We start from the raw sequence: 19,539 nt of genomic DNA on the forward strand, positions 1-19,539 counted from the left end.
CCTCGGGTGGGCAGGCCACACCCTCGGGCGGCTGGGAACGGCGGCCGTCCTGCCCGAATCTGTGACCACAACCAGACCGCCCCGTTCCACCCCAAGGATCACCACCGCCATGACCACCGTCCTCCTTCACCCCGCAGCCCGCACCACCGACGCCGACGCCGCCCTCGTGGCCCGCGTGCGCAACGGGGACGACCAGGCGTTCACGACCCTGGTCCTGCGGCACGAGCAGGCGCTGATCGCCTACGCCCGCACGGTCCTCGGCGGGGCGCACCACGACGCCGAGGAGTGCGTCCAGGACGCGTTCGTACGCGCGCTGACGTTCCTGCGCCGGCAGACCGATCGCGACATCGCGCTGAAGCCGTGGCTCTACACGATCGTCCGCAACGCGTGCCTGGACCGCCTGCGCAGCGGCGCCGCCCGGCCGACCGTCGCGCTCGAGGCGCTGGAGGGGGTCCTGACCGATTCGGCCGGCGACCCGCACGCCGCGCTCGGCCGTCGCGAGCAGCTCCGTGTCATCGTCGGCGGGCTCCAGGAGCTGCCGGCCCGGCAGCGCGCGGCGCTCGTGATGCACGAGCTCGAGGGCCGGCCGCACGAGGAGCTCGCGGGCTCGCTCGGCGTCTCGGTGGGCGCGAGCAAGGCCCTGGTGTGCCGGGCGCGCCAGGGCATGGCGCACCTGCGCCCGGCCGCCTGACCGTCACGGGCGGGACGGGCAGCAGCTTCGCCCACGAACCGCCGTCCGGTCCGTGCCAGGACCTCAGGCCGGGCGCGCCGCCTCGACGACGAATGCTTCGATGACCCGCGAGGTCTCGTCGGCCTCGGGGTGCCACTGCACCCCCAGGGCGAACCGGTGGCCCGGCAGCTCGAGCGTCTCCGGGAGCTCGTCCAGGGCCGACCAGCCCGTCACCACGTAGCCCTCGCCCACGCGGTCGATCGCCTGGTGGTGGTGCGAGTAGGTCGTGTGCCGCACCTCGCCCGCTGCCCGCTCCGCCAGGGAGCCCTCCTGCAGGCGGACGGCATGGTCGTTCCCGGCGAACGTGCCGACGTTCCGGCGATGCCCCTCGTGCCCGAGCTGGTCGGGGATGTGCTGCAGCAGCGTCCCGCCCCGGGCGACGTTCATGACCTGCATCCCGCGGCAGATGCCGAGCAGCGGGAGGTCGCGGGCGAGGGCCCGGTTCGCGAGCGCGATCTCGAAGGCGTCCCGCTCGGGGACGCAGCCCGCCGTCTGCGGCGCCCGCTCGGCGCCGTAGGTGGCCGGGTCGACGTCGACGCCCCCGGCGAGGATCAGGCCGTCCAGGAGGTCGAGGACCGGGTCCGGGTCGGCGACCGCAGCGGGGTCCGGCGGCAGCATGAGCGCAAGGCCCCCCGCCCGCTGGATGGCGGTGATGTACGCGTACGGCGTGAGCGCCGCCGGGTCGTCCCAGGCGCCGAAGCGCGCGCGTTCCAGGGAGGTGCAGATGCCGATGGTCGGGCGGGCCACGCCCAGCAGACTACGGCGCGCCGGACGGTCCCGAACACGTCTGGCGTCACCCTCGCCCGCCCGTCCATAGGATCACGCCATGAGCGCGGAAGGCCTGCACCTGCAGCCCTGTCTTCCGGCGGCGCGTCCGACTACCCGAAAGGCCTACCAGTGAGCGGATTCGAGCTCGTCCAGGAGTACGACACCGTCAACCTCTGGCGCGACGATGGCGCGGCCAAGATCGAGCTCGCCCGCCCGGAGGCGCTGAACGCCTGGAACGCCCAGCTGAGCGCCGACCTCATCGCAGCACTCGCCGTCGTGACCCACGATCCGGACGCCCGCGCCGTCTGCTTCACCGGTGCCGGCCGTGCGTTCTGCTCCGGCGCCGACCTGAAGGACGCCGGGGGCACGGTCACGCCCGCCGGCAAGCCCGACCTCTACAGCGCCCTCGTCGCGCGCTACCACCCCGTGATCACGGCCGTGCGCGCGCTCGACAAGCCCGTCGTCGCGGCCGTCAACGGCGGCGCGGTCGGCATCGGGCTGTCCCTCGCACTTGCCTGCGACTACGTGATTGCGGCTGAAGACGCCTACTTCCTCCTGGCGTTCGTGAACATCGGGCTCGTCCCCGACGGCGGCGCGTCGGCCTTCGTCGCGGCCCGCGTCGGACTGGCCCGCGCCACCGAGATGGCGATGCTCGGCGAGCAGGTCGGCGCCGCCGACGCCGAGCGCTGGGGCCTCATCAACCGCGTCGTGCCGGCCGCCGACCTGGCCGCCGAAGCGGAAAAGATCACGCACCGCCTGGCGAAGGGACCGACCGCCTCGTACGCCGGGACCAAGCGCCTCATGAACGCGTGGCTGCTCTCCGGCTGGCAGGACCAGCTCGAGCTCGAGGCCCGCACCCAGCAGGAGATGGCCGGGACCGAGGACTTCGTCGAGGGCGTCATGGCCTTCATGCAGAAGCGTCCGACCGCCTTCAAGGGGTGCTGACGGTGCCGCCTTCCGACCCCTCGTCCGCTTCGTGAATAGAATCCCGCCCGCCTTGCGACCGAACCGCTTCACCTCACCCCGCTGGCGCTTCGCGCTGGCCGCCGTCGCCGTCGGAGTCCTGTCCCTTTTGGTGACTTCGACCGCGTCCGCCGACTTCTTCACCCCCGAGTCCGGCGGTTCGCCGAACGCGGACAAGATCGACACGCTCTACAAGCTGATCCTCGGGGTCGCTGTGGTCGTGTTCGTGGGGGTCGAGGGCGCGCTCTTCTACTGCCTGTGGAAGTTCCGCGCCAAGAAGGGCGCCGTCGCCGCCCAGATCCACGGCAACACGCGCCTGGAGATCGGCTGGACCGTCGGCGCCGCCGTGGTCCTCGTCGTCATCGCGGGCTTCACGTTCGCCGCGCTGCCCGGGATCCGCAACCCGCCGAACACGGGCCCGAACGGCTTCCAGAGCGCCGACGGCGTCCTGACGGCCGGTGTGTCCAAGCGCCTTCCGCCCAACGGCAAGTCGCTGAACATCGAGGTCAACGGCCAGCAGTACGTCTGGCGGTTCACCTACCCGGACGCCACGCCGAACACGACGCTGGACAACTCCTTCTCCTACGAGGAGCTCGTCGTCCCGGTCGACACGGCCGTGACGCTGGACATCCGCGCCCAGGACGTCGCCCACTCCTGGTGGATCCCGAAGCTCGGCGGCAAGTTCGACGCCATCCCGGGATACACGAACCACACCTGGTTCAAGATCCCCGCGAAGCTCGCGGGCCAGACGTTCGTCGGGCAGTGCGCCGAGCTCTGCGGCCGCAACCACGCCAACATGACCGCTCGGGTCAAGGCCGTGACCGCCGCGGAGTTCGAGGCGTTCCTCAAGCAGCAGCGCGCGGACACGGAGGCCGGCGACAAGGCTGCCGCCATCGCGCGCAAGAAGTTCGAGGACACGCTGGAAACCGACAAGACCGAAACGCCCTAGAGGTCCCTCTTCATGGCCACTCCTGAGATCACCCTCCCGGCGCAGCGCACCGCCGCTCCCGTCCCCCAGATCACCGCGCACTCCGTCGTCAAGGAGAACACCAGCTGGACCTCGTGGGTCACCACGACGGACCACAAGAAGATCGGGATCATGTACCTGGTCCTCACCTTCGTCTTCTTCCTGCTGGGCGGGGTCGAGGCGCTGATGATCCGGCTCCAGCTCGCGCAGGCCGACAACACGCTCCTGACGCCGCAGACGTACAACGAGCTGTTCACGATGCACGGGACGACGATGATCTTCCTGTTCGTCGTCCCGATCATGGCCGGGTTCGGCAACTACTTCGTGCCGCTCATGATCGGCGCGCGGGACATGGCCTTCCCGAAGCTGAACGCGCTGTCGTTCTGGATGCTCGCCGCCGGCGGCGTCGTCTTCTACGGCTCGATCTTCTTCTCCCCGCCCGAGTGCGGCTGGACGTGCTACTCGCCGCTCAGCTCGTCGCAGTACCTCCCCTCCGGCGGCGTGGACGCGTGGATCTTCCTGATCCACCTCACCGGCATCTCCTCGCTCGTCGGCGCGATCAACTTCTACGCCACGATCGTGAACATGCGGGCGCCCGGCATGGGCTGGGGTCGTCTCCCGCTGTTCTGCTGGACGATCCTCACCTACGCGGTCTTGCTGATCCTGGCCCTCCCGGTCATCGGCGGCGCGGTCACGCTGTTGCTCACCGATCGCCACTTCGGGACCCACTTCTACGACGCGTCCAACGGCGGGTCACCGCTGCTGTGGCAGCACCTGTTCTGGTTCTTCGGGCATCCCGAGGTCTACATCATGGTGCTGCCGGGCTTCGGGATCATCTCGGAGATCCTGCCGGTCTTCGCCCGCAAGCCGATCTTCGGCTACAAGGCGATCGCCGCCGCGACCGTTGTCATCGCGTTCCTCGGCCTGCTCGTGTGGGCGCACCACATGTTCTCGACCCCGTCGCCGACGATCGTGCTCGTCTTCTTCATGATGAGCTCCTTCCTGATCGCGGTGCCCACCGGCGTGAAGATGTTCAACTGGATCGCCACGCTCTGGCGGGGAACGATCGAGTTCACGACGCCGCTGCTGTTCTCGGCCGGCTTCCTGTTCACGTTCCTCATCGGCGGCATCACCGGCATCTTCCTCGCGGTGTTCCCGGTCGACTGGCAGCTCACGGACACCTACTTCGTGGTGGCCCACCTGCACTACGTGCTGGTCGGCGGCGCCGTCCTCGCGATCTTCGCGGGCATCTACTACTGGTTCCCGAAGATGACGGGCCGGATGCTCGGCGAGACGCTCGGCAAGATCAGCTTCTGGCTGATACTGATCGGCTTCCACACCACGTTCCTGATCCAGCACGCCATCGGGCTCGACGGCATGCCGCGCCGCGTCTACGAGTACCCGGACGTGGGACACCTCGAGCTCTACAACCTGATCTCCACGATCGGCTCGTTCATCCTGGCGATCGGCGTCGGCGTGACCGTCGTCAACGTGATGCTGTCGCTCAAGAAGGGCGCGATCTCCGGCCCGGACCCGTGGAAGGGCAACACGCTCGAGTGGTTCACGACGTCGCCCCCGCCGGTGAACAACTTCGACACGGTGCCCCGCATCCGCTCGGTCGAGCCGATGAAGGACATCCGCCGTCAGGTCGCGCGCCAGGCGGAGCAGGCTCCGGTGGCAGTCGCCACCGAGAGCGAAGGCTTCACGGGCTAGGGCGCACCGCCCTCCCCCGCGAGTTAGGGTCTCTTCCTTCATGGAGGCATCCACCGTCACCACGGCGCCGGTCCTGCGGTCCGGCGCCCGTCAGGTGTTCGACGACTATCTGCAGCTGACCAAGCCCAAGGTCCAGTCGCTGCTGCTGCTCACCACGGTCACGACGATGCTCGTGGCCGGGTCGCCGTCCGTCGGGCTGATCCTGCTCACGTGCCTCGGCGGCTACCTGTCCGCAGGCGGCGCCGGCGCGGTCAACCACTACTACGACCGCGACATCGACGCCCAGATGGAGCGGACCGCCAACCGGCCCGTGCCGTCCGGCCGGATCGCACCCAAGGCCGCGCTGTGGTTCGGCATCGGTCTGGCGACCGCGTCGTTCGTCCTGATGTCGCTGACGATCAACGTGCTCGCAGCATCGCTGTCGCTGTCGGGCTTCGTCGGCTACGTCTTCGTCTACACGATGTGGCTCAAGCGCCGCACGGTCCAGAACATCGTGATCGGCGGCGCCGCCGGTGCCGTCCCGCCGCTGGTCGGCTGGGCGGCCGTCACGGGCTCGGTCTCGTGGATCGCGGTCTACCTGTTCGCGATCGTGTTCTTCTGGACCCCGCCCCACTTCTGGGCGCTCTCGATCCTGATGAAGGACGAGTACGCCAAGGTCGGCGTCCCGATGATGCCCGTCGTCCGCGGTGAGGAGGAGACGCGCCGGCAGATCATCCTCTACAGCGTCCTGCTGTACGCCGTGACGCAGCTCCCGTTCTGCGCGGGCAGCTTCGGCGCGATCTACCTCGTGGCCTCGCTGGCCCTCGGCGGCGCGTTCATCGTCGGCGCCGTGATGCTGTACCGCCGGGCCGACCGCGCCTCGGCGCTGAAGCTCTACCTCTTCTCCCTCGCGTATCTGGCCGCGCTGTTCCTGGCGATGGTCGCTGACGCGAAGCTCTGAACCCGTTAGAAAGCAGACAACCACATGGACCGTCAACTCGCTCGCAAGAACGTGCGCTCCGGCCTCATCGTCGGCGCCGTGTGCTTCTTCATGTTCGGCATGACCTTCGTCGCCGCTCTCATCTACGTCGCCTGATCCATGAGCGACCTCGAGAAGCCCGTTCCCCCGTCCGGCGAGGAGATCCACCTCCCTGGCGGCTCCCTGCACCCGTTGCTGCTGACGGTCGGCGTCACCGCGACGCTGCTCGGCGTGACATCGTTCAAGTTCCTCCTGGTCGGCGGCATCATCCTGACCGTCGTCGTGCTGTTCAAGTGGATCCAGGAGGCGCGCGCCGAGATGGCGTCGCTCCCGGCCCACCACGCCGACCACTGAGCGGCCACAGCGCGGCCCCGTCGGCCGCCGCCTTCCGTCTCACCTCGGGCCCGCGTCTTGCGGGCCCGTCGTCGTTCCGGCGGGCTCCCGGTCGGGTCGGACGACGAAGCTGAACCCGTTTCAGCTACAACCTCACGATGTCCGCGATCGATCCCCGCACACCGGTCCTCGTCGGCGCCGCCCAGATCACGCAGCGCCCCGGCGACGGCGACGCCCCGTCCACCCCGGCGCTACTGGCCCAGGCCGCCCGCGCCGCGCTCGCGGACGCCGGGGACGGGATCGGCGAGCGGGTCGACGCGGTCGCCATCGTCGAGCTCTTCTCCTGGCCGGTCCCCGACCCCGGCGCCTGGCTGTCCGCCGAGCTCGGCCTGACGCCGTCCGAGACGCTGGTCAGCGCGCGCGGCGGTAACGGGCCGACGGCCCTGCTCGGGGCGCTCGCGGCCGACATCCTGGCCGGCCGCCTGGACGTCGCGCTGATCGCCGGCGGCGAGGCGATGACGCCGTTCATGAAGGCGGTCAAGAGCGGCGGCGACCCGGGCTGGCCCACCCAGCCGGAGGGCACGGCCCCGACCCGGACCGTCGGCGTCGACCGCGACCCGTCGACCCCCGAGGAGCTCGCCGCCAGCCTGATCGCGCCGATCTTCGTCTATCCCCTCTTCGAGCAGGCGCTGCGGCGGGAGGCCGGGCGGTCGATCGAGGAGCACCAGCAGCACCTGGGGCGCCTCTGGGCGCGCTTCGCCGACGTCGCCGGCGAGAACCCGTACGCGTGGACCCAGGACCGGCCCGACGCGGCCACGATCGCGACCGCCTCCCCCGCGAACCGCCAGGTCTCGGCGCCGTACACGAAGCTCATGAACGCGAACATCCAGGTCGACCAGGCGGCGGCGCTCGTGCTGTGCTCCGCCGGCGCGGCCACCGCGGCCGGGATCCCCGAGGATCGCTGGGTGTTCGTCACGAGCACGGCCGGCGCGCACGACCACTGGTTCGTCGGCGAGCGCAACCACCTGGACCGGTCGCCGGCCATCGCCGCGGTCGGCGAGGCGGCGCTCGGCCACGCCGGCCTGACCGTCGACGAGCTCACCCACGTCGACCTGTACTCGTGCTTCCCGTCCGCGGTCCAGATCGCGGCGCGCGAGCTCGGCGTCGACCTCGACGACCCCACCCGGCCGCCGACGGTCACCGGCGGCCTCACGTTCGCGGGCGGGCCCGCCAACGCCTACGTCCTGCAGAGCCTCGCGACGCTGGTCGGCCGCCTGCGCGGGCGGACCGGCGAGCACGCCCTCGCGACCGCTGTCGGCTGGTACCTGACCAAGCACGGCGCGGCGGTCCTCTCGAGCGATCCGCCGTCGCGGCCGTTCGCCGACGCGGACGTCCAGGCACAGGTGGACGCGCTGCCCCGGCGGTCGATCACCGCGGCCGCGTTCACGGCGCCCGTCGAGACCTACACCTCGATCCACGACCACACGGGCACCGCGACGATGGCGATCGTCACCGCGCTCGACGACGACGGCGCCCGCGGGTTCGCGCAGACGCACGACCCGGCGACCGTCGCGGCGCTGCTGGACGGTGAGCCGCTGGACCGCACCGTCGTCCTGGACGGCGCGGCGGGCTTCACGGTCGCCGGCTGATCCGTCCGGCGGGCGGCCTGGTCGCGTCCGCTGTCAGGTTCTGCCCACGATGGGGTGCGCAAGCTGACACCGGAGACGCGGTGGCGGCTCCGGCCAGAGTCAGGCCGCTTCGGCCGGGACGTCGCAGGACGCGCCGTCCCCCGTCCACACCCGCACGATGTCCCGCACCGACAGCACGCCGGTGATCTCCCCGCGGTCGGTGACGATCAGGTGCCGGAACCCGCCACGGACCATGGCGCCCGCCGCTTCCTCCAGGGACCAGTCCGGCGCGGCGAACACGATGTTCGCCGTCAGGTGATCCCCGACGAGCTCGACGTCCGGGTCCTGGCCGTCGCCGATCGCGACGAGCACGTCCCGCTCGGTCAGGATCCCCGGTCCTGCCCCGTCGGGGTCGAGGACGACCGCCGCCCCCACCCGACGCTCCGACATCTGGCGCGCTGCCGCGCGCAACGTGTGGCCCGGCCCCAAGGTGAGCACCACCGTGCTCATTCCGTCGCGTACCTGCATCCCGCCTCCCTCTGGGTAAGTTTGCAACTAATGCCTCAATGTAACGAACGCGGGCGCGCCGAACAAGCGGCTGCGCGCCAACTGAAGGTACGCTGCCAACCACGGAGGCATCCATTCACGCCACACCCGCCGCACACCGTTTTGACATGCAACGGCCCGCCACCATCCGTCACCGCACCAGCCTGCTCGACGACGCGATCGCGATCGTCGAGGTCGAGTACGCCTCGGACCTCGCGCTGGACGACATCGCCCGCAGGGTCGCCTCATCGCGGCGCCAGCTCCAGCGGGCCTACGCCGAGATCGGCGACACGACGTTCCGCGAGCACCTCGCGGCGGTGCGCATGGACCGCGCCGCCGAGATGCTCCAGAACCGCGGGTTGACCGTGCGCGAGGTCGCCCACCGCGTCGGATACCGCCAGCCGGCCCAGTTCGCGAAGGCGTTCCGGCGCCACCATGGCGTCGCGCCGTCGGACTACCGGGCCGGGCGCCGCGGGGAGTCCGCGCGCGCCCTCATGGCCGACGCCGCCTGACGCATTCGCAGCAGGGAGACCTCCCTGCAAAGCGCCGCAGAGCCGGTGGACGGGCACGCGGATGCGTGGACGTCCACCGTTTCATTGCCCTCCGTCGCCCCGGCCGCATAGGATCGGCGCATGGCAGTTGATCCACGCGCCCGCACGAGCAACCGAACCATCGGTCAGATGGTTGTCGTGGGGGTCATCGCTTCGGCAATCGGTGTCGCCTGGGGGCTCTACATCGACTGGTTCCCGATCCAGGGCTCGTCCCAGGCCAAGAAGATCGACGAGCTCTGGGATGTCCTGCTGATCATCGCCGTCCCGGTCTTCGTGATGGTGGTGGTCGTCATCCTCTTCGCGGTCAGGGACTACCGGCAGCGGCCCGGCGAGGAACTGCTCGACGGACCCAACGTCCACGGCAGCACGCGGCTCGAGATCATCTGGACGACCATCCCGGCCGTCGTCATCTTCGTGCTCGTCGGCTACGCGGCGACGATCCTGAGCGACATCGAGGAGGCTCCGGCGAACGCCGCCCAGGAGCTGAAGATCGACGTCACCGGCGAGCAGTTCGCCTGGACCTTCAAGTACAAGGGCGCCGACGGCAAGGACGTGAACACCACGCGCCTCTACCTGCCCAAGGGCCGCTCGGTGAAGTTCAACGTCCGCTCGAAGGACGTCATCCACGACTTCTGGATCCCCGAGATGCGCATGAAGGTCGATGCGGTGCCCGGGATCGTGACCAGCTACCGCATCACGCCGATCCGCGAGGGCAACTACCCCGTGGTCTGCGCCGAGCTCTGCGGCCTCGGCCACTCGGTGATGCGCCAGACCGCGTACGTGCAGTCGGCGGACAAGTTCGACGCCTGGCTCGCCAAGCAGTCCGCCCCCGCGCCCGCGGCGGCACCCGCGGAGGGTGGCGGCGCCGCACCCGCCGCCGCGATCGACGCCAAGAAGCTCTTCACCGACGGCAACGGCGAGTCCATCGCCTGCGGCAGCTGCCACCAGCTCGCCGACGCGGGCACGCCGGCCGGTGGCGTCGGACCGAACCTCGACATGGTCCTGGCGGGTCAGTCCGCCGACATGATCAAGGAGTCGATCGTCGAACCTGAGAAGGTCGCGACGAAGGGCTTCCCGCCCGGTGTCATGCCGCCGAACTACGGCGAGACGCTGAAGCCGGAAGAGCTCGACGCCCTCGTCGAGTACCTCGTGACGTCCACCAAGAAGTAAGGAACGCTTGATGCTTTCAGCAGTCCGTCAGCCCGGCTGGACCCGCGCCATGGCCTTCTCGGCCATCGGTGTCGCGTTCACGTACGCGCTGAGCGTCGGTGCCCGTGCCGGCTTCGACTACAAGCCGTTCCTCGACGGTGAGGCAGTCCTCCAGATCGGCCTCATCTCGGTCCCGTTCTTCTTCATGGTCGGCCTCGGCCTGTTCGACTACTGGGGCTACTGGATGTCGGGTAAGCCGACCCGGCCCGAGGACCACTCAGGCCACGGCGCGAAGAACTGGAAGAGCTACTTCTACCCCAACACCGACCACAAGGTCATCGGGGTCCAGTACGTCGTCCACTCGTTCTTCTACCTGTTCGTCGGCGGCCTGTTCGCCATGCTGATCCGGGCCGAGCTCGCGCAGCCCGGCCGCCAGTTCCTCGACGCGAACACCTACAACGGCGTCTTCAGCGTCCACGCGTCGCTGCTGATCTTCCTGTTCATCATCCCCGTGTTCGCGGGCCTCGCGAACTACGTCCTGCCGCTGATGATCGGCGCGCCGGACATGGCCTTCCCGCGCCTGAACGCCCTGTCGTTCTGGCTGCTGCCGATCGCCGGCGTGATGATGCTGAGCTCGTTCTTCGCGCCGGGCGGCTCCTTCGCCTCGGGCTGGACGGCGTACGCGCCGCTGTCGAACAGCGCGCCGATAGGCCAGGTGTTCTTCACCATAGGCGTGCAGTTCGCCGGGGCCTCGTCGATAGCCACGGCCCTGAACTTCCTGGTGACCATCATCACCATGCGCGCGCCGGGGATGTCGTTCTTCCGGATGCCGCTGCTGGTCTGGGCGAACTTCGCGACGTCGCTGCTCGTGGTCATCGCGACCCCGTTCATCGCCGCCTCGCAGTTCTTCATCCTGCTCGACCGCGCGCTGGGCTTCAACTTCTTCGACAACGGCCAGGGCGGTGACGTGCTGATGTACCAGCACGTCTTCTGGTTCTACTCGCACCCCGCGGTTTACATCATGATCCTGCCGGGCTTCGGGATCATCTCCGAGGTCCTGGCGGTCAAGGCGAGAAAACCGATCTTCGGCTACCGGATGATGGCGTTCTCGCTGCTGGCGATCGTCGTCCTGGGCTTCACCGTGTGGGCCCACCACATGTTCGTCTCGGGGATGCAGAACTGGATCCGTGTCCCGATGATGATCACCACCGCGATCATCGCCGTCCCGACGGGCATCAAGGTGTTCAGCTGGCTCGCCACGCTGTGGCGAGGCGTGCTCAAACTCGACACCCCGATGCTGTTCGCGCTCGGGTTCATCACGATGTTCACGCTCGGCGGCATCTCCGGCGTGATGCTCGCGATGATCCCCCTGACGATCCACGTCAGCGACACGTACTTCATCGTGGCCCACATCCACTACGTGCTCTTCGGCGGCTCGCTCTTCACGGTCTACGCCGGCGTCTACTACTGGTTCCCGAAGATGACGGGCCGGATGTACGACGAGAAGCTCGGCAAGATCCACTTCTGGCTGACGTTCGTCTTCTTCAACGTGACGTTCGCCCCGATGCACCTGATCGGCGTGGACGGCATGCCGCGACGGGTCGCCGACTACGCCGACAAGTACGCGGAGTGGAACCTCGCCATCTCGATCGCGTCGTTCGCGCTCGGGCTGAGCACGCTGATCTTCGCCTACAACATGATCGCCTCCTGGCGTGGCGGCCCGCGGGCCGTCGGCAACCCGTGGCGCGCCCTCACGCTCGAGTGGCAGGTCACCTCCCCACCGCCGGTCTTCAACTTCGACGCGATCCCGACGGTCGTCGGCGGTCCGTACGAGTACGGCGTCCCCGGCGCGGTGCACGGCGTCTTCGCCGACGAGGAGAAGGCGGCGCCCGTGGCCGCCGGTGCGGGTGCGGGTGCGACCGCGACAGCAGGCAGCGGCGGCGCGCCGTCGCTCGAGAAGCCGTCCGCGCCGGACCACGACTAAGCCGACCCAAGGAGCGACAGAACCATGAAGACCATCCTCGCCGTCGCCAACGAGACCATCGGCGGCAAGCAGATCATCGAGCTCATCACCGAGAAGGCCGGGGACGGCAAGGCGCGGCTCGTCATCTGCGTGCCGCGCACCCAGCCGAACCACGGCAACGTGATCTACGACGACGCCGTCTACGATGCCGCGCGCGTCCGGGTCGACCTCGCGCGGACGTTCCTGCGGACGGTCGGCATCGAGGCCATCGGCGAGGTCGGCGACCCCGACCCCTACAGCGCCACCATGGACGCCGTCGCGGAGTACCACCCGGACGAGATCATCATCTCGACGAAGCCCGCGACCAGCTCCGGCTGGCTCAAGCGCGACCTCATCGAGCGGATCCAGGACGCCTCCGGGCTGCCGGTGCAGCACATCGTCACCGACGTCGACACCGAGGGCATCGGCTTCGGGGTCACGCTCGTGGTCGCCAACCGCACCGCCGCGGCGGACGAGCTGCTCACTGAGCTCAAGAAGAAGGCCGGCAGCGAGCGGCACGTGTTCGTCGTGGTCGTCCCCCAGGAGGGCGGCGAGGGCACCGCCGCGCGGCGCGCCCGCGCGCGCCTCGTGCAGCTGGTCGACCGCCTCCGCGCCGCCGACCTGCTCGCGGCGGGCATGATCGCCGACCCGGATCCGTACACGGCCACCATGAACGCGATGCAGTTCTTCCACGTCGAGGACATCGTGATCTCGACCCTGCCGGCCACCCGCTCGGGCTGGCTGCGCGCGGACCTGATCCAGCGCGTGACGAACGCGACCGGCAAGCCCGTCACCCACATCGAGGCCACGCCCGCCGGCTCGCCGGCTGCCGCCTGAGTTCTAGGACGACCAGAGAGAGCACATGGAAGCCGCCGCGATCCACGCCGCCCACGGGCACGACCACCACGGGCCCCCCGAGGCCAACCGCAGCTCCCGCGTCGAGCCGCAGATGCTCGGGATGCTGCTGTTCATCATCTCCGAGATCATGGTGTTCGGTGCGTTCTTCACGGCGTACTTCTTCATCCGGATCGTCGACCAGGACAACTCCTGGTTCCCGCTGGACGGCGTCGAGCTGCCGAAGCTCATCGCCGGCATCAACACCGCGATCCTGCTGAGCTCGTCGCTGACCCTGCACTGGGCGCAGACCTGCGCCAAGAACGGGAACCGGGCCGGCCTGAAGGTCGGCATGCTCACCACGTTCCTCCTGGGCCTGACCTTCCTCTTCATCCAGGTCAACGAGTACATCCACGTCGGCTTCGCGCCGCACGACCACGCCCAGGGATCGATCTTCTACGGCCTCACCGGCCTGCACGGCGCGCACGTCTTCATCGGCCTGACGCTGCTGCTGATCGTCACCATCCGCGCCTATCGCGGCCACTTCACGCCCGAGGAACACGGGGGCGTCGAGATCCCCGGCATCTACTGGCACTTCGTCGACGTCATGTGGATTGTCGTCTACACGTCGATCTACATCCTCTAGGTGGCCCGCCAGCCCCCGTCGTCACCGGACGACCCGTGGTGGCTGCGGGCGATGGAGCCGCTTCGCTCTGAGGCGGCGATGTTCCGCGTGCTGATCGTCGTCGCGGCGGTCTGCGGGGCGCTGATCGCGCTCACGTTGCTGCTTCGCGCCGTCTTCTGACGCGCCATCCGTCCGGCACGGGTTCACCCGTGCCGGGGCGCGGGTACGCCCTGGTCGTCCGACGGCGATCGAAGAACGGAGACGGCATGCAGGTGGAGCACGTGGAGCGATGGATCGGGTGCGAGGTCCTCGACCAGGGCGGCGAGCTCGTGGGCAAGCTCACGGAGGTCTACTTCCGGGGGTCCGAGCCGGTGCTCATCTCCGCCAAGGACGGCCGCCTCACACGCAAGCGCCGCCTGGTCCCGCTCGACGGTGCCGTCGCCTCGCGTGACTACCTCCGCGTCGCGTTCGCCGCCGACCGCCTCGTCGAGACCAAGTCCGGTGACGACGACCTGACGGCGAACGACCTCGCGGTCGTCGCCGAGCACTACGGCGCCGCCCACACCGCGGCCCCCGAGGAGCTCGAGGGCTCGCGTGCCCGCGCCGAGCGCGTCCGTGCCGCGGCAGCCGCCGAGCAGGAGGCCCGGGCGCTCGAGGCCGAGGCGGAGCAGCGCGCGCTGAACGCCGACGATGCGGCCCAGCGAGCGGTCGCCGCGACGGCCGAGGCCGAACGGGCGCAGCGCGAGAAGCAGGACGCGGAAGCCCGCGCCGAGCAGGCCAGAGCGGTCGCGGGCGAGCAGTAGCCCACCGGGGCCGGCCGCTGCGGTCTGCGCGGCGACGTGAGGCGCTACGGGGCCGGCGGCAATTGGCCGCCGACCGCCGGGGACTACTTGACGGTGAGCGTGCCCTTCATGCCGGCCGCCAGGTGTCCGGTGACCTCGCAGATGTACTCGTAGGTGCCGGCCTTGAGGTCGGCCGAGAACTCGCTGATGCCCTTCTCGATGACGGCACCCTTGCCCACGCCCTCGATGGCGATGTTGTGCGGCACGCCGGACTCGTTGTCCATCTCGATCTTGATCTGCCCCGCGGGCGCCTCGGCCTTGCTGTTGACGAACAGCAGCTGGCCGGTCGGATCCGCGGGGATCTTGAGCACGCCGCCCTCGGCGATCGCGGGCTTGTCCGACCCCGCGGCCTTGACCGCCGTGGCCAGGAGCCCGCTGTCCTTTCCGCCTGCCCCGGCGACCTTCGAGACGTAGGCAGCGATGTCGGACGCGCCTTCGCTGTCGACCAGATTCGCAGGCATGAGGCCGTTGCCGGCGACGCCCGCGCGCGACGGGTACTCGATCTGCTTCTTCACGACGCCGCGGATCGCATCCTCGCCGAGGCCGTCCACGCGGGCGCGATGGAACGCCTCGTCGAGGTTCGGACCGGTCACGCCCTTGGTGCCGGCGCGTTCCAGGATGTGGCAGGAGCCGCACTTCTGGACGAACACCTGCTTTCCGGCGATCAGGTCCGGGTTGTCGTCCTTGATCGAGCATCCGCTCACGGCTAGAGCCGCGACGATGGCGACGGTCGGCAGGGCGAAGGTGAAGCCTCTCATTCCGCGACCGATCCTATAGGGGTTCGCCGACGGCGTGCCAGGGCTGCAGGGATTGCCGCCGGGTCAGACGCGGTACAGTTCGCGCGTGAGCACTCCCCTTCGATACCGCATGCGCACGCCGTCGACCGGGCGCGAGGTCTTCATCGCCGCCGAGCCGGGCAAGACCTACCTGGACCGCGACACGGGCGAGCAGCTCGAGGTCGTCGGGAAGGTGCTGCCCCTCCCCCCGTCGAAGTCCCAGTTGCCGTGGGCCGTCGAGAACCTCCGCTTCTGCCCCTGGTGCGACCAGATGGCACAGAAGGACCTGAACGAGTGCCCGACCTGCGAGCGCAGGATGGGCCCGCTCCAATAGCACCGAAAGGCAGCACCATGCTCCCCAGCCGCGCCGCCCTCGCCCTGCTCACCGCCCTGGCCCTGGGGGTCGGCGTGAGCGCCTGCGGGGGCAGCGACTCGGTCGGGGACGTCGTCCCGAAGTCGACCCCCGCGCTGGTGCCGCCGAGCAACTCGAGCCTGGCCCCGGCCGCGGGCTCCGGTGCCGGCGCCGCCGCGAACTCGGCCGCCGGGACGACGAGCACGTCGACCGACGACACGTCGACCGACACGGGCGACGACACCGGCGCTGCGGACACCGGCGCGGCCGACACCGGCGGCGCCACCGCCACCCCGGACGCGACCGCGACCCCGCCCGCCGCAGCGGCTACGCCGGGGACGGACGGCGGCGGCGCAGCGGCGACGCCCGACGCGGGCACCGGCGGCACCGGGGCCGGCGACGCGGGCGCCGACACCGGCGGCGCGGATGCCGGCGGGTTCAGCACGTTCTGCAATGACAACCCGGGGGCGTGCCCCGACCAGTGACGGTGCGCGGCTCGCGGAGCCGCGCCACCTGCGCCGGACCGGCCTACTTCGGCTTCGGGTCCGCCACGACCGTCGCGCTGTAGGCGAGGCGAGCGGTCCGGTACAGGCAGTAGAAGCGCGTGATGTTGTTCGTCTGCGTCTGCGCGCTCTGGCTGTCGAAGTCGTTGCACTGCCCCTTGCCGCGCGACGCGCGCCAGGAGGTCGTGCCCGGCTGCTCGAGCGCGAGGGCCGGCGCCCAGGTGGGCACGGTGATCCCGATGATGTTGCCCTTCTTGACCGGGATCGACTTCTTCAGCGTGAAGGTCACCTTCTGCCCGAAGTACTTCGTGAGCTTCACCGACTCGCCCTGGGCCACCACCCGCGCGTAGAGCTTGTTGCCGGGGCGCAGGATGGTGAGCTGGGCCTGCGCCTCGCCGCCGAGGTTCTCGTTGAAGAACGCAGTCTGCTTCGGGCCGGGCTTGCTGAGCTGGATCGTCCAGGCGACCACGCGGCCATCCGCCTTGACGACGTGCACGGCGCGGTCCTCCCCGACCTTCACCTGGTAGCCGGTCGTGCGCGGGATCGCCTTGCATGGCGGAGCGGGGCAGGCGGGCTTCACATCGCCACCGGCGTCGCCGACCTCGGTGACCGCCGGCGGCAGCACGGCGAAGGCGAGCCCGGGCATCGCCAGCGCGACTCCGGCAACGGCGAGGACGGACTTGTTCGAGCGCTTCATCACCACTATTGAACACCAGGGGGTGCCCGAGTTGCGCCCCTGGCCCGCAACCGATTGCACGCGCAAGTATCTGTAGGCTGCGCGGATGGCGGCGATCGAGGTGTCAGCACTGGAACGCGAGTACCGCAGCGGGTTCAAGGCTGTGGACGGCATCGACCTCCGCGTGGAGCCCGGTGAGGTGTACGGCTTCCTGGGCCCGAACGGCGCCGGAAAGACCACAACGGTGCGGATGTTGGTCACTTTGCTGCGTCCGACGGGCGGCCGCGCGACGGTCGCCGGACACGACGTGGCGACCGAGCCGCAGAAGGTCCGGCGGAAGATCGGCGTCGCGCTCCAAGAGGCCGCGCTGGACCACCTGATGACCGGCCGCGAGCTCATGGAGCTGCAGGCGACCTTGCACGGGATCCCCGCCCGCTCGGTCGCCGATCGGGCCCAGGACCTCATCGGCCGGGTCGGGCTCAGCGACGCGCAGGACCGTCGGGTGGGGACGTACTCGGGCGGTATGCGGCGCCGCCTTGACCTTGCGATGGCGCTCATCCACGCGCCGGAGGTCCTGTTCCTCGATGAGCCGACGACCGGCCTGGACCCGACCAGCCGCGCGACGCTGTGGGACGAGGTCCGCCGCCTGAAGGCCGACGGGACGACGGTCTTCCTCACGACGCAGTACCTCGAGGAGGCCGACCAGCTCGCCGATCGCGTCGGGATCATCAGCGCCGGCAAGATCGTCGCCGAGGGCACCCCGCAGGCGCTCAAGGACGAGGTCGGCCGGCCGCACCTGGACCTCTGCTTCGTCGGGGACGCCGACCTTCCGCGCGCGCGTGAGGTCCTGGCCGGGTTCGGGGAGGTCCGGGTCGACACCGTCGACGGCGTCGACCTCTCGGTCGGCGTCCTGGAGGGCTCGCGCGCGATCGCGCCCGTCATCCGTGCGCTCGACGAGGCCGGGATCGTCGTCGGCCGCGTCGAACTGGTCGAGCCCACGCTCGACGACGTCTTCGCCGCGCAGACCGGCTCGCACCTCGAGGGTGCCGCGACGCCCGCCCCCACCGCCATCTGATGGGCGGACCCTCGTTCACCGCGCGGGTGGTGTGGGCGCTCGCCCGGCGCTCCATCCGCGGCTCGCTGCGGCGACCGCAGTTCCTGGCGCCGCTGGTCATCTTCCCCTCGATGTTCCTCGCCGTGAACGTGGGAGGCCTGACGCGGACGACGTCCCTGCCCGGGTTCCCCGCCGTCGACGGGTTCCTCGACTTCCAGCTCGCCGCGGCGATCACCCAGTCGCTGCTGATCGGCGGAGTCGCGACCGGCATCGCCACGGCCCTGGAGATCGAGGGCGGCTTCTTCGATCGCCTGGTCGCCTCCCCCATCCCCCGGACCGCACTGGTCCTCGGCCGGCTGATCGCCACCGCGGTCACGTCGGCGGGCCAGATCACCTACTTCCTCATCATCGGGCTGATCTTCGGCGCGAGCGTGAAGGGCGGCATCGCCGGGGTCGCGGTCGTCTACCTGATCGGGATCATCGCCGGCGTCGGCTTCGGCGCCATCGGGCAGGCGATCGCGCTCCGGGCCAAGAGCGCATCCACCGTGCAGGGCATCTTCCCGCTCGTGCTCGTCGTCCTGTTCGCCTCGAGCGCGTTCTTCCCGCGCGAGCTCCTGTCGAGCCCGGTCGACGTCGTCGCGAAGTACAACCCGCTCAGCTACATCTCGGACGGCATGCGCAACCCGATCATCGACGGCGTCGGCTCCACCTCGGTCCTCGAAGGGGTCGCGTCCGCGCTGCTCGTCGTGGCCGCCGCCGGCGGCGTGGCCGTGCTGGCCCTGCGCGGAAGGCTGCGTGACGCATGAGGCAGTCGCTGATCGTCGTCCGCGCCCTGGTCCGCCGGGCGCTGAACGAGATCTCGCGCGTTCCCGGCGCCGCCATCCCCGGCGTCCTGGCGCCCACGATCTTCATGCTCGGCCTGTCCAGCGTCTTCGGCAAGGCGTCCGGGCTGGGCGGCTACGGGGCGGACTTCCGCACCTTCATCGTCCCGGTCGGGCTGCTGCAGGGCGCGGGCTTCACGGGGGCCGCGACCGGGGTGAACCTCGCGCGAGACATCGAGCAGGGCTGGTTCGACCGGCTGCTGCTGTGCCCCGCGCCGCGCACGACGCTGCTCACCGGCGTGGTCGCCAGCGCCGGCCTGCGCGCGCTGCTGCCCTCGACCTTCCTGCTGATCGTCGCCTTCTCGATCGGGGTCGACGTGCCGACCATCACCGGGCTGCTGATCGCCGCGGTGCTCGTCATGGGCCTGGCGTGCGCCATGGCGTGCTTCAGCGTGACGCTCGCGCTGCGCTTCCGGACGCAGCAGGCGGCGCCCCTGATGCAGATCGCGAGCTTCGTCGGCGTGCTCTTCACGACGTCCTACGCGCCGAAGCCGCTGCTGACCGACTGGCTGCGCACGGTCTCGGACATCAACCCGGTGACGCACGTCCTGGAGGGGGTGCGCCAGGCCTTCATCGGCGGCGTCGCCTGGGAGCACACGTGGCCGGCGTTCCTGTCGCTGGCGGGGATGATCACCGTGCTCGGCTGGTTCGCCGCGCGCGGACTCAGACGGTACGGCGTGTAGGACGG

General features: G+C 70.0%; 23 protein-coding genes. 19 read left to right on the forward strand and 4 right to left on the reverse strand.

From position 1 onward, the window contains the following. The first annotated feature begins 109 nt into the window (after window positions 1–109). The gene (locus DSM112329_RS17285; protein WP_354697800.1) at window positions 110–691 is read left to right on the forward strand and encodes an RNA polymerase sigma factor; all 582 of its coding nucleotides are present in this window, start codon (window positions 110–112) and stop codon (window positions 689–691) included. Between the two features lie 63 nt (window positions 692–754). On the opposite strand, the gene DSM112329_RS17290 is transcribed toward DSM112329_RS17285, so the two are convergent. Continuing rightward, complete coding sequence (locus DSM112329_RS17290; protein ID WP_354697801.1) at window positions 755–1,477, reverse strand: gamma-glutamyl-gamma-aminobutyrate hydrolase family protein; 723 nt, start codon at window positions 1,475–1,477, stop codon at window positions 755–757. A 150-nt stretch (window positions 1,478–1,627) separates the two neighbouring features. Between DSM112329_RS17290 and DSM112329_RS17295 the strand changes: the two genes are divergently transcribed. From DSM112329_RS17295 to DSM112329_RS17320, 6 genes are all read left to right on the forward strand, one after another. Further along, a complete protein-coding gene (locus DSM112329_RS17295) occupies window positions 1,628–2,443 on the forward strand; it encodes an enoyl-CoA hydratase (RefSeq protein ID WP_354697802.1) in 816 nt (271 codons plus the stop codon). Window positions 2,444–2,495: 52 nt separating this feature from the next. Next, window positions 2,496–3,410, forward strand: coding sequence for a cytochrome c oxidase subunit II (gene coxB, locus DSM112329_RS17300; protein WP_354697803.1), 915 nt, complete (start codon window positions 2,496–2,498; stop codon window positions 3,408–3,410). A gap of 12 nt (window positions 3,411–3,422) precedes the next feature. Further along, the gene (gene ctaD / locus DSM112329_RS17305; RefSeq protein ID WP_354697804.1) at window positions 3,423–5,141 is read left to right on the forward strand and encodes a cytochrome c oxidase subunit I; all 1,719 of its coding nucleotides are present in this window, start codon (window positions 3,423–3,425) and stop codon (window positions 5,139–5,141) included. A 40-nt stretch (window positions 5,142–5,181) separates the two neighbouring features. Continuing rightward, window positions 5,182–6,081: a heme o synthase gene (locus DSM112329_RS17310; protein WP_354697805.1), complete on the forward strand. Its 900-nt coding sequence runs from the start codon at window positions 5,182–5,184 to the stop codon at window positions 6,079–6,081. Window positions 6,082–6,219: 138 nt separating this feature from the next. After that, window positions 6,220–6,453 (forward strand): hypothetical protein, encoded by a 234-nt coding sequence (locus DSM112329_RS17315; RefSeq protein ID WP_354697806.1) that lies wholly within the window; start codon window positions 6,220–6,222, stop codon window positions 6,451–6,453. A 137-nt stretch (window positions 6,454–6,590) separates the two neighbouring features. Then, entirely contained in the window at window positions 6,591–8,081 is a 1,491-nt protein-coding gene (locus DSM112329_RS17320) for an acetyl-CoA acetyltransferase (RefSeq protein WP_354697807.1), read from the forward strand. 99 nt (window positions 8,082–8,180) lie between these two features. Here the strand turns inward: DSM112329_RS17320 and DSM112329_RS17325 are convergent, their stop codons facing one another. Continuing rightward, window positions 8,181–8,588, reverse strand: a complete 408-nt coding sequence (locus DSM112329_RS17325) for a CBS domain-containing protein (protein WP_354697808.1) — start codon at window positions 8,586–8,588, stop codon at window positions 8,181–8,183. Between the two features lie 146 nt (window positions 8,589–8,734). On the opposite strand from DSM112329_RS17325, the gene DSM112329_RS17330 reads away from it, so the two are divergent. From DSM112329_RS17330 to DSM112329_RS17360, 7 genes are all read left to right on the forward strand, one after another. Continuing rightward, window positions 8,735–9,118: a helix-turn-helix transcriptional regulator gene (locus tag DSM112329_RS17330; RefSeq protein WP_354697809.1), complete on the forward strand. Its 384-nt coding sequence runs from the start codon at window positions 8,735–8,737 to the stop codon at window positions 9,116–9,118. A gap of 120 nt (window positions 9,119–9,238) precedes the next feature. Then, a complete protein-coding gene (gene coxB, locus DSM112329_RS17335; RefSeq protein ID WP_354697810.1) occupies window positions 9,239–10,327 on the forward strand; it encodes a cytochrome c oxidase subunit II in 1,089 nt (362 codons plus the stop codon). A 10-nt stretch (window positions 10,328–10,337) separates the two neighbouring features. Next, window positions 10,338–12,290, forward strand: a complete 1,953-nt coding sequence (ctaD, locus tag DSM112329_RS17340; RefSeq protein ID WP_354697811.1) for a cytochrome c oxidase subunit I — start codon at window positions 10,338–10,340, stop codon at window positions 12,288–12,290. Window positions 12,291–12,314: 24 nt separating this feature from the next. Further along, window positions 12,315–13,145 carry a hypothetical protein gene (locus tag DSM112329_RS17345; protein WP_354697812.1) on the forward strand — a complete coding sequence of 277 codons (831 nt, stop codon included), beginning with the start codon at window positions 12,315–12,317 and terminating at the stop codon, window positions 13,143–13,145. A 25-nt stretch (window positions 13,146–13,170) separates the two neighbouring features. After that, on the forward strand, window positions 13,171–13,788 hold the full coding sequence (locus tag DSM112329_RS17350) for a cytochrome c oxidase subunit 3 (RefSeq protein ID WP_354697813.1): 618 nt from the start codon (window positions 13,171–13,173) through the stop codon (window positions 13,786–13,788). After that, entirely contained in the window at window positions 13,789–13,947 is a 159-nt protein-coding gene (locus DSM112329_RS17355) for a hypothetical protein (RefSeq protein ID WP_354697814.1), read from the forward strand. It abuts the gene before it with no gap. Between the two features lie 86 nt (window positions 13,948–14,033). Further along, window positions 14,034–14,570 (forward strand): PRC-barrel domain-containing protein, encoded by a 537-nt coding sequence (locus DSM112329_RS17360; RefSeq protein ID WP_354697815.1) that lies wholly within the window; start codon window positions 14,034–14,036, stop codon window positions 14,568–14,570. An 83-nt stretch (window positions 14,571–14,653) separates the two neighbouring features. On the opposite strand, the gene DSM112329_RS17365 is transcribed toward DSM112329_RS17360, so the two are convergent. Next, a complete protein-coding gene (locus tag DSM112329_RS17365) occupies window positions 14,654–15,367 on the reverse strand; it encodes a c-type cytochrome (protein WP_354697816.1) in 714 nt (237 codons plus the stop codon). An 85-nt stretch (window positions 15,368–15,452) separates the two neighbouring features. Here DSM112329_RS17365 and DSM112329_RS17370 point away from each other — a divergent pair, with 85 nt between their 5' ends. Beyond that, window positions 15,453–15,719 carry a hypothetical protein gene (locus DSM112329_RS17370; protein WP_354697817.1) on the forward strand — a complete coding sequence of 89 codons (267 nt, stop codon included), beginning with the start codon at window positions 15,453–15,455 and terminating at the stop codon, window positions 15,717–15,719. A gap of 17 nt (window positions 15,720–15,736) precedes the next feature. Beyond that, on the forward strand, window positions 15,737–16,222 hold the full coding sequence (locus DSM112329_RS17375; protein ID WP_354697818.1) for a hypothetical protein: 486 nt from the start codon (window positions 15,737–15,739) through the stop codon (window positions 16,220–16,222). 43 nt (window positions 16,223–16,265) lie between these two features. On the opposite strand, the gene DSM112329_RS17380 is transcribed toward DSM112329_RS17375, so the two are convergent. Next, entirely contained in the window at window positions 16,266–16,937 is a 672-nt protein-coding gene (locus tag DSM112329_RS17380; protein ID WP_354697819.1) for a hypothetical protein, read from the reverse strand. Window positions 16,938–17,022: 85 nt separating this feature from the next. Here DSM112329_RS17380 and DSM112329_RS17385 point away from each other — a divergent pair, with 85 nt between their 5' ends. From DSM112329_RS17385 to DSM112329_RS17395, 3 genes are read left to right on the forward strand one after another with little or no spacing between them, the layout of a single operon-like run. After that, window positions 17,023–17,991: an ATP-binding cassette domain-containing protein gene (locus DSM112329_RS17385; protein WP_354697820.1), complete on the forward strand. Its 969-nt coding sequence runs from the start codon at window positions 17,023–17,025 to the stop codon at window positions 17,989–17,991. Beyond that, window positions 17,991–18,776 carry an ABC transporter permease gene (locus DSM112329_RS17390; protein WP_354697821.1) on the forward strand — a complete coding sequence of 262 codons (786 nt, stop codon included), beginning with the start codon at window positions 17,991–17,993 and terminating at the stop codon, window positions 18,774–18,776. Before DSM112329_RS17385 ends, DSM112329_RS17390 begins: the two co-directional genes overlap by 1 nt. After that, the gene (locus tag DSM112329_RS17395) at window positions 18,773–19,534 is read left to right on the forward strand and encodes an ABC transporter permease (RefSeq protein WP_354697822.1); all 762 of its coding nucleotides are present in this window, start codon (window positions 18,773–18,775) and stop codon (window positions 19,532–19,534) included. The genes DSM112329_RS17390 and DSM112329_RS17395 overlap by 4 nt, the downstream gene beginning before the upstream one ends. Window positions 19,535–19,539: the final 5 nt, after the last annotated feature.

It is taken from the genome of Paraconexibacter sp. AEG42_29, from assembly GCF_040581415.1.
GTDB lineage: Bacteria > Actinomycetota > Thermoleophilia > Solirubrobacterales > Solirubrobacteraceae > Paraconexibacter.